The 14701-nt window shown below is 37.5% G+C and carries 8 protein-coding genes; 3 read left to right on the top strand and 5 right to left on the bottom strand.

Annotation, left to right across the window (positions count from 1 at the left end; all coding sequences use genetic code 11):
* Positions 1-81: 81 nt before the first annotated feature.
* The 3 genes from K5X82_14455 to K5X82_14445 all read left to right on the top strand — a co-directional run bounded on the left by K5X82_14455 (position 82) and on the right by K5X82_14445 (position 2352).
* Positions 82-468 (top strand): group III truncated hemoglobin, encoded by a 387-nt coding sequence (locus K5X82_14455; protein ID QZT36449.1) that lies wholly within the window; start codon positions 82-84, stop codon positions 466-468.
* Between the two features lie 299 nt (positions 469-767).
* On the top strand, positions 768-1136 hold the full coding sequence (locus tag K5X82_14450; GenBank protein ID QZT36448.1) for a sulfite exporter TauE/SafE family protein: 369 nt from the start codon (positions 768-770) through the stop codon (positions 1134-1136).
* 16 nt (positions 1137-1152) lie between these two features.
* Entirely contained in the window at positions 1153-2352 is a 1200-nt protein-coding gene (locus K5X82_14445; protein QZT36447.1) for an amidohydrolase, read from the top strand.
* Positions 2353-2427: 75 nt separating this feature from the next.
* Here K5X82_14445 and K5X82_14440 read toward each other — a convergent pair whose 3' ends face one another.
* From K5X82_14440 to K5X82_14420, 5 genes are all read right to left on the bottom strand, one after another.
* A complete protein-coding gene (locus tag K5X82_14440) occupies positions 2428-3633 on the bottom strand; it encodes a transglutaminase-like domain-containing protein (GenBank protein ID QZT36446.1) in 1206 nt (401 codons plus the stop codon).
* Positions 3634-3835: 202 nt separating this feature from the next.
* A complete protein-coding gene (locus tag K5X82_14435; GenBank protein ID QZT36445.1) occupies positions 3836-5482 on the bottom strand; it encodes a SusD/RagB family nutrient-binding outer membrane lipoprotein in 1647 nt (548 codons plus the stop codon).
* 44 nt (positions 5483-5526) lie between these two features.
* Positions 5527-8760, bottom strand: a complete 3234-nt coding sequence (locus K5X82_14430; GenBank protein ID QZT36444.1) for a SusC/RagA family TonB-linked outer membrane protein — start codon at positions 8758-8760, stop codon at positions 5527-5529.
* Between the two features lie 459 nt (positions 8761-9219).
* Complete coding sequence (locus tag K5X82_14425) at positions 9220-10860, bottom strand: SusD/RagB family nutrient-binding outer membrane lipoprotein (protein ID QZT36443.1); 1641 nt, start codon at positions 10858-10860, stop codon at positions 9220-9222.
* A gap of 49 nt (positions 10861-10909) precedes the next feature.
* Complete coding sequence (locus tag K5X82_14420) at positions 10910-14134, bottom strand: SusC/RagA family TonB-linked outer membrane protein (GenBank protein QZT36442.1); 3225 nt, start codon at positions 14132-14134, stop codon at positions 10910-10912.
* Positions 14135-14701 lie beyond the last annotated feature (567 nt).

Genomic DNA, 14701 nt, shown 5'->3' with positions numbered 1-14701 from the left:
ATGCTTGTTTTGTTTTTATAACACTTCAAATAAAAGATATTAACGTCTCTTTTTGTAACTTTGTAATAAAAGGTATAGATAATGAAACATGATATCACCAACGAAGCTGACATTAAGTTAATGGTAGACAGCTTCTATGCTAAGGTAGGCGAAGACGAAATCTTGGCACCAATCTTCAATGAGAAGATTCAAGGAAATTGGCCCGAACATCTAGAGAAGATGTATCGCTTCTGGGGATCAATGCTTCTAGATCAAAACAATTATGTCGGTAATCCATTAATGAAACACCTTACACTCCCAATCTCCGAAGAGCATTTTGAGAGATGGGTACAGCTCTTTTTGATTACTTTGGATGAACTATTCTTTGGTCCAGTAGCAGACCACGCAAAAGTCAGGGCTCAGAATATTGCAAAGATGTTCCAACAGAGAATTGGAGCTTATAAAGACAAGCCTTTCTCTATGGATTAAGTCTTGATATTGCACTCCAATTATGTCTTGAGATAGCACCTCACCCTAACGGAAGGTTGTAAATACTACTTTACTGCAATTGAATCATGAAATTGAGGTGTCATCTCTTCTTCTGATTATTCTTTAATCTGAAGGATTACAAGATGAAATGAGAGATGGATAGTACAATCGACCATGCCTTAGTATTATTGATTATAAATTAGCACAAAGTGCATATTTCCAATACTATTAAAGATCTTTTCCCCCAAGTATTTTGTTAGTTTTACGGTTAGTGTTAACTAAGAAAATTGTATCTTATTATGGCAATAAATGATATTGTAATACTCGGACTGATTGGTTTGATAGCTGGAGTTGTAAGTGGAGCATTAGGTGTTGGAGGGGGAATCGTATTGATACCAGCACTTGCACTGTTTTTTGGAATGTCACAACACATGGCCCAAGGAACAAGCATCGCGATACTACTACCTCCAACGGGAATCTTAGCTGCTATCACCTATCACAAACATGGTAACATCAATTGGCAATATGCTTTCATCATTATGATCGTTTTTGTTCTCGGAGCTTGGATAGGTGCGAAATTTAGCGTTTCGATACCAGATAAGATGTTGAAAAAAATATTTGCTGTCTACCTTGTATTGATTGGAATTAAAATGTTTTTTGGAAAATAGAAAGATAGATAACCCTATGCAAAACCTTATTCACCAAATAGATGAATTAGCGGAGTCGTTTTATGACGAAGTCGTTGGCTTTAGACGACACTTTCACCAAAACCCAGAGCTCTCGTTTGAAGAGTTTGAGACCTCTAAGTATATACAGGAGAAGCTTACAGAACTTCAAATACCTTTCACCGCTGGATATGTTAAGACTGGAATCGTAGGCCATATAGAAGGCAAGAAGAAGGGCACAGGACCTACCATCGCTCTTCGTGCAGATATGGATGCACTTCCAATCAAGGAAGATAGCGATGCGCCATACTGTTCGACAAACAGTGGTGTGATGCATGCCTGTGGTCATGATGCACATAGTGCTGCACTACTGGGGGCGGCAAAGATGTTAAAACAGTTAGAGGATGAATTTGCTGGTACTATCGTTCTTATCTTCCAACCAGGAGAAGAAGAGCACCCAGGTGGAGCGAAGCTCATGTTAGAATCTGGTGCATTAGATGCTTTTAAGCCCGATATAATTTTAGGACAGCATGTATTACCTGAGATGGAGGTTGGACATGTTGGTTTCAGACCAGGAATGTATATGGCTTCTGGAGATGAGATCCACTTTACGGTGAAAGGCAAAGGAGGACACGGTGCACTTCCACATAAACTAACCGATACCGTACTTACGACAGCCCATATATTGACATCCATGCAACAGATTGTTAGTCGCAATGCTCCTGCTACGATACCTACAGTTCTCTCTTTTGGGAAGGTGATTGCAGACGGAGCGACCAATATCATACCCAATGAAGTGGTGGTAGCAGGTACATTCCGTACAATGAACGAAGCTTGGAGAGCCGAAGCGAAGCGACGTATGGCGGAGGTTGCTCATGGAACGGCTGCAGCCATGGGGGCATCTGTAGATTTGGAAATTAAACATGGTTACCCCGTACTTCACAATGACGATAAAGCCACTGTACGGGCCATGGGATATGCCAAGGAGCTGTTAGGAGAAGCGTGTGTCGAGTCGATGGATCTAAGGATGACTTGTGAAGATTTTGCCTATTACTCTTTAGAATATCCAGTTTGTTTTATGCGCTTTGGTGTAAAAGGAGAAGGAGAAGACATTAAAGGAGGGTTGCACACCCCTAAATTCGATATTGACGAGAAGGCATTAAAAACAGCCATGTCGAACTTAGCGTATTTGGCTATACGTTTTCAACAAGAAGGCTAGATTGTTCATAACTCCAATCATGAGAAGGATCCTTATTTACAAAAAATAAGGATCCTTTTTTGTATGAAATAAAAACTACTCTTCAGATTGATACAGTCGTACCATCTGATCTTTTTCGGCAGTAGCTTTAAATTCCGTTGAACGAGGTTCTCCGTTAGTTCCAGGGAAGGTAAATGTATACGTTTGATTCTTTTTCACCTTAAACTTAAGGAAGTTGTTCAAGTCATCGTATGCATCTGGAGATTGTCCAGAACTAATGATTTTATCCTTGTGGTAGAGGTCGATTTGACGAGCAACACGAGCGTCACTCTGATCAGAGCAGGCCATTGTTTTGAGTAGTACAACACGCAACATGACCTCGTCTTCTTTTAGTGGTTGTCCTTCAATAGATTTCTGATATACTTTAAGATATCTATCTGTGACATTCTCCGCATGTATCCATTTGATATTCTCATTCCATACGGCAGGGAAGTGATCTTTTCGTGGCTTCCAAGAGGTTGCAAAGATAGCATGATTGTATTCGTTTGGATTGGCTTTTCCTGCATCCGAAAGAAACCAAGCCTTGTCTAGATCTTCGAAATAGTACTCCGTAAAATACCATTGGCCATCTAACCATACTTCAACCCAGCTGTGGTTGCCTCTATCATCGAACCAATTGTAGGTCCCTGCAAAACGAGCAGGTATTCCAACAGCACGGAAGGCATCAATAAGTAATACAGACAAACCAGTACATGTAGCACGACTCTGTTGCATCGATTCATAAGGGCTTTGATCAGGTTTCCAACGATTGGTGTTATACGCTACACCAAGCTCTTTCTTTGCATTTTTATTGACAGCATATATCGCCTCTTTCATCGACATTTCTGGAGTAATAAAGTTGGAAAAACGATCCATAAAATCTTTTCGCCAATCATCACGATGTTCATTGATCGAAGCATAAGGAACCACATCATTAAAGAAGATAGAATCAGGAATCTCTTTTGCCCAATTATATTTACTTCTGGCCTGATAAGCAAGATCAACATTCTTCAAAAGGTAGTCTGCTTTAACCTGATCTAGGTCCATTTGGGGCATATAGGAAACCAAATATGCCATCGCTTCTTTTTGCTTTGATGGAACTTTATCTAAAGCGGTTTCAATTTCTATTGCATTATCGCCAGCTTGACTTACTGCTTGTTGTAAATCATCACGATAAGCTTCAGGGAACTTATTAAATGGATTGCAACTTTCAAAGAGAGAGATGACTGAAAGTAGCACAATAAATGTAATGTATCTCTTCATAATAATTTAATGCTTAGTTTCTTACCCTAAAATAAGCATTATTTAGCTCATCTCAGAATCTAGCCTAACAAAGCATACCTGATTATCAATAGATTATATATTTATGTATATATTTTGATAGGTTTTTTCGTCACATAAAAAGAGGAGATAACGTTCTTGCGAACACTATCCCCTCAACACTATGTAAATCTATGAGAGTAGTTTACTTCTTAGCCCACCAAAGTTTAGTGGCCATATTGTCTTTACCTTCCAAAAGCAATAAAGCTTTTTGATATTCTTTTTTATTCAACAAAGGTGAATCAATAGAGTATCCTATTCTTGATGGTAAAGTAGTAGTAAGTTCATCTATAAGAGAGGTAAACTTATACTCTTTACCCAATGTTTTATCATCCTTTTTATTCAGAATACCTGCCTTATCTACAAATGTAACATCCCCAGGCATCAACAATGTTTTAGGAAATCCTGTTCTTCTGTACTCAGCCCATGCATTATGTGGTTGCATATATAACGCAATATATTTTTGTGTTAATACATTCTCTTCTGTTGCAGGCTTAAGCGTTTTCATATACGCATCAATAGCACCTATTTGTACTCCCCATCTCTCCATCGAAGCACGTACCCCTTTTTCATACTGATCCTTATTCCATCCATCTCTTTCAGAGAGTAAGAAACAAACTTCAGCATAGTCCATTAATGGATTACTAAATTCTGCTAATATTGGCATGTTAGGAAGTGATTTATCCTTAATCTTATTAGCATACTTGCTCTCAATACCATAAGGCATTCCAATATAGTTTTTGGGAGCAAAAGAGCCCTCACCCAACTTATCAGAAGCTTTAGGAACATAGTCTCCCTTACAGATATTTAGTCCCGTTGCAGCCAAAGCTGAAGCTCCAACTGGAGAAGCATAATAATATAGACGAGGATCTACAGTACCGAAAGGACCACTCTCCCCTTTAAGTAGATCAACGAATGAATTAGCAACGGCAAAATCTTCTCTATTCTTTCCTGCAAATGCTTGATAGAATGGTGAAGCATTCGCTGTTGTCTTCTCTCCTTTAAACATTGCATTGTCGGCATTGCTTTTCATAACACCAGAAGCAATCGCTTTATCCATCGCATCTTTTGATTCTGCAGGATAAACCGCACTAATACGTGTTGCTCCACGAAGTATTAGAGAGTTCGCAAAACGTTTCCATTTGGTTGCGTCACCATTAAACATTTGATCCCCTAAAATGAATGCTTTATCACCCTCATTCTTTGCAAGATCATCTGCAGCAGCTCTCAACTCTTTTAAGATATCAAGATATATCTCTTTTGAGTCAGCAAACGCAGGTGAAACAATACCTTGTTTTAACTGTAATGCTTGGAAATTAGGATTATCAACACCTACAGAATGGTAAGGAATAGGACCATATGTTTCAGTTAGCAACATAAAAGTCCATGACTTCAACACTCTAGCAACTGCAATTTGACTTACATTTGGTCCATTAGATGCAGCTTGCACCTTGGTTTTTGGATTTGTATTTAAATCAATAATTGCCTGCAGATCACCTAGGTCAGCATAAATTAATTTCCATGCAGATGAGTTAGAGTTCTTTCTATATTGGTAGCGACTCTCTTGTGTATAACTTGTCTGTGCAAAATATTGGATCCAAGTTAATGCCATACGTCCTGAATACCATTCATCTCTAATATCATCAACCAAACGAAATTGTGCGTTGGTTAGCAATGATGAAGTAGGAACATATGTTGGTTCATTTGGATTCACGTTTGTCTCAGTCAACAAATCAGAACAACTTGTTAGTAAAAATAGGGCTGCAAATGCAGTATATAATATCCTTTTCATGATAATGCTATTAATAGTTTATTTGACCTAAATTCTTATTGTGATTAGAACTTAAGTTTTAGGTTCACTCCAAAAGTTGCTGTTGAAGGAAGTGCTCCACCTTCTATACCTTGTACATTTCCCGATGAAGTTACTGCAGATTCTGGGTCAAATGACTCATTGCTTAATCCCCAAACAGCAAGGTTACGACCATACAATGATATATTCACATTCTTTATTGGACCAGTATATCTTCCAGGAATAGTATACCCCACAGTTACTTCACGTAGCTTGATATAAGAAGCATCGAACACATTTTGTGCATTAGGCCCAGTATAATAACCCCTTGAATAATCTTCCCCTTTAAGGTTCTTTGTATTCGCTATCGGAGATGCAGAGGTATTGCCATCTTTATCTGTATATACTACATTACCATCATCTCCTATTTTACCATATACTCCATCAATGACGATACCCTTCTCACGAATATCAACGCCATTTTGGTGTACAGATCCTTCTAACATACCTGTATACATTCCCCACATGTTTGTCGTAGAGAAGTAACTTCCACCTTTTTGCACATCGATAAGAGCAGTTACAGTTAAGTTTTTGTATCTAAATGAGTTGTTAAGACCAAGATTATAATCAGGAAGCACAGTACCCAATACTTCAGCTGTTTCGGACTTCAAATATTCACCTTTAGTAGAAACAATTTTATTACCAGCATTATCGAATACAAAATTTGTTCCCATAATTGCACCGTAAGTCTCACCTACAAATGCATTTACAGTAACTTCAAACGGCGCATTCGCCATTTTATAGTTGTCGATACCTTCAGCAAGTTCTACTAATTTGTTGTTGTTCTTCGCAAAGTTCAAAGACAGATCCCAAGAGAAATCAGATGTCTGGATTGGAGTAGCAGTAAACATGATTTCAAAGCCCTTGTTGGTCATTACCCCTGCATTCATCTTGTTATATAGATAACCACTTGCTGGAGATACTGCAACACTTGTAATCAAATCTTCTGTACGATTCGAATAGTATGTAGCATCAATTCCTATACGGTTATTAAAGAACTTCAATTCAGCACCGATTTCCCATGATTTAGTAATCTCTGGTTTTAATGTTGCAGTAGGAAGTGTGTTTGGCGTACTATAACGAGCAACACCTCCAAAATTTGGTTGATAATTTGTATAAGTCTCCTGTAGTGAATATGGACTAGTGTCATTACCTACCATCGCCCATCCAGCTCGAACTTTACCGAAAGTAAACCATGGAAGATCTTTAAGAGCTGATAGCTCCGAGATAACAACACTTCCTGTAAATGAAGGGTAGAAAAATGAGCGATTCTCAATTGGAAGAGTGGATGACCAATCATTACGGAAAGTTGCATCAAGATAATAGGTATTTTTGAAACCTAAGCCTAAACTTCCATATGCACTATAAACTAATTTTTTCTCAATTGGTCTCATTGATGTATATTTATCTATAGTTTCAACAGGATCCTTCGAGTTTGATACAACGTAAAGATTTGGCAGGTTCAATCCACCTTTAGTAGATACATAATTATAATGATATGCATTTTTTCTAATATTTCCACCAACCATGGCAGCAACACTAATATCATCAGTAACATTCTTATTAAAATTCAACATTCCTTCAAAGTTATTCTCGTTTGATTGTCTTACGCGCTCTGCATAACTTGAAGTCTTTTGGGAACCAACAGCAACACGTTCAGAACTACGGAACACATATGAGTCATGATATGTTTTTACACTTGCTTTCAACGATTTATTAAAGTCATAAGTAAGACCTACATTACCCATATATCTAGCACGCTCATCCTCTGAATAGTTCTGATATCTTGTCCAATATGGATTATCATGATATTTAGGAGCAGAATTACTTGAAGAGGTTCTATTCCAAGTATTCTGTGTACCATCATCATTCTTGTAGTTCTTCAAACGATCCATGTCTACCTGACGCTGACCCCATTGAGAAAACTTCACCATAATATTATTATCACCATACCCAGTTTCAGGACGACCTAATGCTGCAGTATTTACATATGACACACCTGCTGTAACTTTTAATTTATCTGTTAATGCAGTTGAACCATTAAAGCTAATAGTATACTTATCTAAGTTTGAGTTTGGGATATATCCATCTGTATTAACACTAGATATTGACATTCTAAACTTGCTTTTTTCATTACCACCAGCAAAAGAGACAGAGTTGTTATAAGTAACACCAGTGTCAAAGAATTTTTCCACATCATTTGCAGGAGCTACCCAAGGACGTGTTTTTAAGTCTTTATCGCCATTTAAAAAGGCATCCCAGTGTAGTACTTGTAAGGTTGGATCGTATTTAGGTCCCCAACTTTCATCTACTTTATAAGCTGCTACATTATATTTCTGTCCATTGATCTCTTCTTGCTCAAAAGAACCATTACCACCACCATAACTAGTTTGATATTGAGGCAGACGATTAACTCTCTCAAAAGCAACACCTGAACTTACAGATATTCCAATTCCATTTCCTTTACTGCCCTTCTTGGTAGTGATCATGATCACACCGTTAGCAGCACGAGATCCATATAGTGCTGCAGCTGATGGGCCTTTAAGAACAGACATCGTCGCAATATCCTCTGGATTGATATCTTGAGCCATATTACCATAGTCATATCCTCCAGCACCACGCTCAGCCGTTGACGAGTTGAAATTAGAATTATCGATTGGAACCCCATCCACAACAAATAAAGGTTGGTTATTACCTGTAACAGAACTTGCACCACGAATAAGAATACGACTTGATCCTCCCATAGATCCTGAAGAACCTGACACTTGTACTCCTGATACTTTTCCAGAAAGAGCAGAAACAACATTACTCTGTTTGGTTTGGTTCAATTCATCACCACTAACATTTTGAACTGAATAACCCAAAGATTTTTTCTCTCTTGAGATTCCTAAGGCAGCAACTACTACTTCACCCACAGCAACATGATCCTCTTCTAGAGTGACATCATAAACAATTTTGTCGGTCAAAGGAAGAACTATCTTTTTCATTCCAATGAAACTTATCGTCAAAGATGGAGCACCTTCTGGAATTTTAAGTTTAAAGGCACCATCAAAATCAGTTACAGTACCAACAGTTGTTGAAGTTACAACAACAGATGCCCCTGGGATTACAGAGTTATCTGATGCAGATCGCACCACCCCAGTAATAACTCTGGTCTGTGCTAATGAAACTTGCACACTACACAATAGTAATGTTACAAGGATTAGTAATTGCTTTCTCATAGACTTATATAAATATTTGATTTTTGTGTTTTACTCTGTAGTCCATTATTTAATTCACAAATGACAAATAATACAAACAGAATAAAATATATGACATTTTATGTTATGCCATAGAGTACAAATATATGTGTTTTACAACAGTTTAATTACATTATGCAATAACACGACACCATATACTTACATAATCACACACAGATCATACAAATAATACTATATCAAAAGACACATGCACATCATAATAATAAAACTTGATAATCAAGCTATTATATATTAATAAAAGTACACATAGTTATACATATACAACCACTATATTAAATTTATATTAACTTTGATTATAATCACATAAATTGACATAATAAACAACTAAAAACCTACAATCTTTAAACAATAAGCACAAAAAAAGAGATAATGTTCACAAAGAACATTATCTCTCAACACTATGTAAATCTATGAAAATTTCTAGTTCACATCCCACCAAAGTTTGGTGCTCATCTTATCACTACCTCCAAGTTCTACTACACCTGAATCATAACCACTTGGGTTTAATAGCGGTTCATCATTAGCAAATTTAACACGACTTGGAAGGTCATCTGTCACATCACTTACCAACGTAGTGAATACATACTCCTTACCTGCATCATCTTTACTTATGATTCCGTCCGTATCAACAAATGATACATCACCAGGTTTTACTAGCGTTTTAGGATATCCTGTTCTACGATACTCAGCCCACGCATTATATGGCTGCATATAAAGGGCTATATACTTCTGTGTCAATACAGTCTCCTCAGAAGCAGCAGGCAATGTTGCCATATAAGTATCAATACTTGCAGCATTCACACCCCATCTTATCATGGATGCACGAACACCTTTCTCATACCATTCTTGATTCCAACCATTTAACTCTGACTGAATAAAACAGACTTCTGCATAATCCATAAAAGGGTTACCAAAAGTAGCTTGCATTGGCATATTTGGAAGGGAGACCTTAGTCGCTCCAATTTTAGAAGCATACTCACTTTCCAAACCATAAGGCATGCCAATATAATTATCTGGATTATATTTCCCAGTCCCTAGAATATCCGAAGCTTTTGGTAAATAATCGCCTTTGGAAATTGCAGGTCCAGCAGAAGCTGTTGCTGTTGCATCAAAAGGTGCAGCAAAGTAGTATAGACGTGGATCAATAGAGGCGAATGGACCTACATTTGCTTTCAGAAGATCTACGAATGGTTTAGCTACAGTAAAATCAGTTCGGTTATCCACTGCAAATGCTTTATAGAAAGGTGATGCATTGGCCGCTGTTGCTTCGCCACGGAATAGTGCATTATCAGTATCACTGTCCATAATCCCACTATGTAGTGCTGCTGTTATTGCAAGATTTGCAATCTCAGGAACCGCAGCTTTAATACGCAATGCCCCTCTAAGAATAAGAGAATTTGCTAGCTTCTTCCACTTTGAAGCGTCGCCACCAAAAATACGATCCCCTTCAGTAAAAGCAACTTCAGATACGTCAATCATATCAGCAGCTTCACGTAATTCTTTAAGGATATCTGTGTAAACATCTTTTGGGTCAGCATACACTGGATTTAGAATATTTTCCTTTGCTTTTAGTGCTTGAAATGAAGGATTATCATTTCCGTAAGACTCATAAGGGATGGGGCCATAAGTCTCAGTAAGCAACATAAAAGTCCATGATTTAAGGATACGCGCTACGGCAATTTGGTTGTTATTATTCCCATAAGCCGACATCATGTCCTTAGTTGCAGGATCTGTATTTAGATCCGCAATAGTCTTCAAATCCATCAAATCCGTGTAGATGACCTTCCACGAACTTGAATTTGAATTTTCACGATATTGGTATCGATCTTCTTCGGTATAATTAGCTTGTGCCCAATATTGTGACCAAACCAAAGCCATACGACCAGAATACCACTGATCTCTAATATCATCTACCAAGCGATATTGAGCATTGATCAATAAGGTGGTAGTAGGAACAGTCACTGGACTATTCGGATTCTCATTTGTCTCTGTCAACTTCTCTGTACAGCTAGCAAAAAACAATGCGGCTGCGAAAGCTGTATATTTTATCTTTCTAATCATTATCAATGGTTTTTGGATTTTTACTTCTCTTGAGATGAAATCTCAATAATTAGAAGCTAAATTTCAGGTTAACACCATAGTTTGCTGTAGAAGGTAATGCACCACCTTCAATTCCTTGTACGTTTCCTGAAGAAGTTACAGCCGATTCTGGATCAAAATCAGGATTATCCAATCCCCAAACAGCAAGATTTCGTCCATACAATGAAATATTTAGGTTTCTTATTGGTCCTGTAAGACGACTTGGGAAAGTATAACCAAATGTAACTTCACGTAATTTGATATACGAAGCATCAAAAACACTTTGAGCATCAGGTCCAGAATAGAAGTCTGAAGCATAGCGCTGAGCAGAGATATTAGTCTCATTGTCCACAGCATTTCCTGAGACATCCCCAGCAGCATCGGTATGTACTACATTTCCATTACCATCGACTCTTCCGTATACACCATCTAAAACAATTCCATTCTCTCGAATATCCACACCATTGTGATATACAGATTCTTGGATCATCCCTGAATACATTCCCCACATATTTGAAGTAGAGAAGTAGCTACCACCTTGTTGAATATCAATCAAAGCAGTAAACGTAAAGTTTTTGTAGCTGAAAGAGTTGTTAAGTCCCATATTGAAATCAGGAAGTACAGTACCTAGTACTTCTGGTGAATCAGTTTTTAGATAACGACCATTGGTTCCAATGACTTTGTTTCCTGCATCGTCGTAGACATAGTTTCTACCCATTATTGCACCATAAGACTCTCCAACGAACGCATTTACTGTCACATTGAAAGGAGCTCTAGCCATTTGGTAGTTATCAATTCCATCTGTTAACTCAACTAATTTGTTGCTGTTCTTTGCAAAGTTCACTGCAATATCCCATGAAAAATCACGTGTTTGAACAGGTGTACCAGTTAACATTAACTCAATACCTTTATTACTCATGACTCCCGCATTCATCGTTTTGTACAGGTAACCTGTAGATCCTGATAATGCCACATTGGTAATAAGATCCTCTGTACGATTAGAGTAGTAAGTCGCGTCGACTCCCAAACGGTTTTTGAAGAACTTCAGTTCCGCTCCAATTTCCCATGAATAAGTAGTCTCTGGCTTCAGATTCTCATTAGGCAGAGTATTCGGAGTACTGTAACGTGGAGTACCATCAAAATTAGGCTGATAGTTTGTAAAAGTTTCTTTCAAAGAGTAAGGGTCTGTATCATTACCTACCATGGCCCATCCAGCACGTATCTTACCAAAAGAGAACCAAGATAAATCTTTCAGTCCATTTAATTCAGAAAGAACAAGACTACCTGTAAATGATGGATAGAAAAACGAACGATGAGCTTCAGGTAAAGTAGAAGACCAATCGTTACGGAATGTGGCATCAAAGTAGTATGTATTCTTATATCCTAAACTAAAGTTACCATAAGCACTATAAACTAACTTATGCTCCTCATAGTCGGTAACCTTAGAAGGATCTTTTGAGTTCGTAGTTGTATATAGATCAGGCAGAACAAGTCCCCCCTGAGTGGTTGCATAGTTAGAATAATAGTTATTCTTACGTATGTTTCCCCCAGCCATTGCTGTTAAACTAAGGTCATCAGTCAATTGCTTATTATAGTTCAACATGAATTCATAATTATTCTCCACAGATTGACGTACTTGCTCTGAATAACCAGAAGTCTCTTGTGAACCAATAGCAGAACGTTGACTATTACGGAAAGTGTAGGAATCATGGTAAGTTTTTAGACTTGCCTTTAGATCACTTGTAACATCATAAGTCAATCCAATATTTCCGATATAACGGTTTCTTTCATCTTCCGTATAATTCTCGTAACGTGTCCAATATGGATTGTTCGAATAAGCAGGTGTTCCATCATATGCAGAAGTTCTATTCCAACTATTTTGAGTTCCATCTGGATTCTTATAGTTCTTCAAATGCTCCATATCCAACTGGCGCTGTCCCCACTGGGTAAACTTCACCATGACATTATTGTCACCATAGCCCGTTTCAGGACGTCCTAATGCAGCAGTGTTTACATATGACACCCCAGCGTTAACGGTAAATTTATCGGACAATTTACGAGAACCATTAAAGCTAACAGTATATTTATCAAGATTAGAGTTTGGCATATATCCATCGGTATTCACACTTGATATAGACATTCTAAATGAACCTTTATCGTCAGATCCCGAAAGAGAAACAGAGTTATTGTATGTCACTCCTGTATCGAAGAAATCTTCCACATCATGCTCTGGCGCTATCCAAGGACGTGTCTTTAAGTATGTAGATGGATCATTTTGATTGAATGCATCCCAATGAAGGACTTGTTTGTTAGGATCGTATTTAGGTCCCCAGCTCTCATCAATATTATAACTCACAGCATCATAAGATTGACCATTGAAAGTTACTTCTTCAAAACCACCAATACCACCACCATAAGATGTTTGGTAATCAGGAAGACGATTCACTTTCTCAATAGAAACACCAGTGCTCACACTTACACCGATACCTTTATTTCCCTTTGAACCTTTCTTTGTAGTAATCATGATCACACCATTAGCAGCACGTGAACCATATAGTGCAGCAGCAGAAGGTCCTTTCAGTACAGACATTGTTTCAATATCTTCAGGATTAATATCCTGAGCCATATTACCATAATCATATCCACCAGCACCTCGTGCAGCTTCTGAACCATTGAAGTCTGAATTATCAATAGGGACACCATCTACAACGAAAAGAGGTTGGTTGTTACCTGTGATAGAACTAGCACCACGTATCAAAATACGACTAGAACCACCCATTGATCCAGAAGATCCTGAGACTTGTACTCCAGACACTTTACCTGAAAGCGCAGATACAACATTGCTCTGTTTCGTTTGAGTTAAATCATCACCACCAACATTCTGTACGGAATAACCTAGTGCCTTTTTATCTCTTGATATACCGAGAGCTGTGATGACAACCTCATCCATCGCAATATTATCTTCTGCTAGAACAACGCTATAGTTTTTTTGCTCAGTTAGTGAAACGACTTGTGATTTCATTCCCATGAAACTCACAGTGATATTAGAAGCATCAGAAGGAACTTTTAAAGAGAAGTTTCCATCAAAATCAGTTACAGTACCAACTGTCGTTGAAGTGACAACAACAGATGCCCCTGGAATTGGTTGTTGATCTTTACTTGCTATAACATTACCTGTTATAACACGAGTCTGTGCAAAAGCAGACTGTATCGTAACCAAGACCAAGAAGGCCCAAATTAACAATTGTTTTCTCATAGACTTAAATATTTGATTTTATTGTTCTCGTAAAATATCGACTATGATACTGCCATTTAACGATATCTATCCCGTTACAAATAGATATGAAAGTGATCACGGCAAAATTGCATCTCTTAGTTGTAAACTAATTCGACTACACCACAGTACGAATATTTTCCGAATGCAAATATATACGAGGAAACATATTATCAAAAATGATCTGTAAGTATAAACACCCTTTTTACTTACACTTTATCACTCAAATGGTGCAACTAATAATATCTACCAAATATTGTTAACAAAGGCTTTAATGCTCAATATCAAACAGATATAACATAAGACTAAAGAATATAAGTTAAGGCAATGTTAACCAACAACTGTTTATTAACTAAATTATTGATACTGTTAATAATTTCAAATTAATATTTTTTAAACAATCAACCCCTGTTATTTTAACACTTATGACGTGTTTAAAGATCTGATAAAGTGATAAAGCATCAATTTACAATAGGGTCATATCATAAAAACTACATTTATTTACAGAAGAGGGTATACAAATAACTTAAGAGTATACTAATATAATGG

The sequence above is a fragment of the Prolixibacteraceae bacterium genome, assembly GCA_019856515.1.
Taxonomy (GTDB): Bacteria; Bacteroidota; Bacteroidia; order Bacteroidales; family Prolixibacteraceae; genus Halosquirtibacter; species Halosquirtibacter xylanolyticus.
This window is presented reverse-complemented; position numbering and strand designations above follow the sequence as displayed.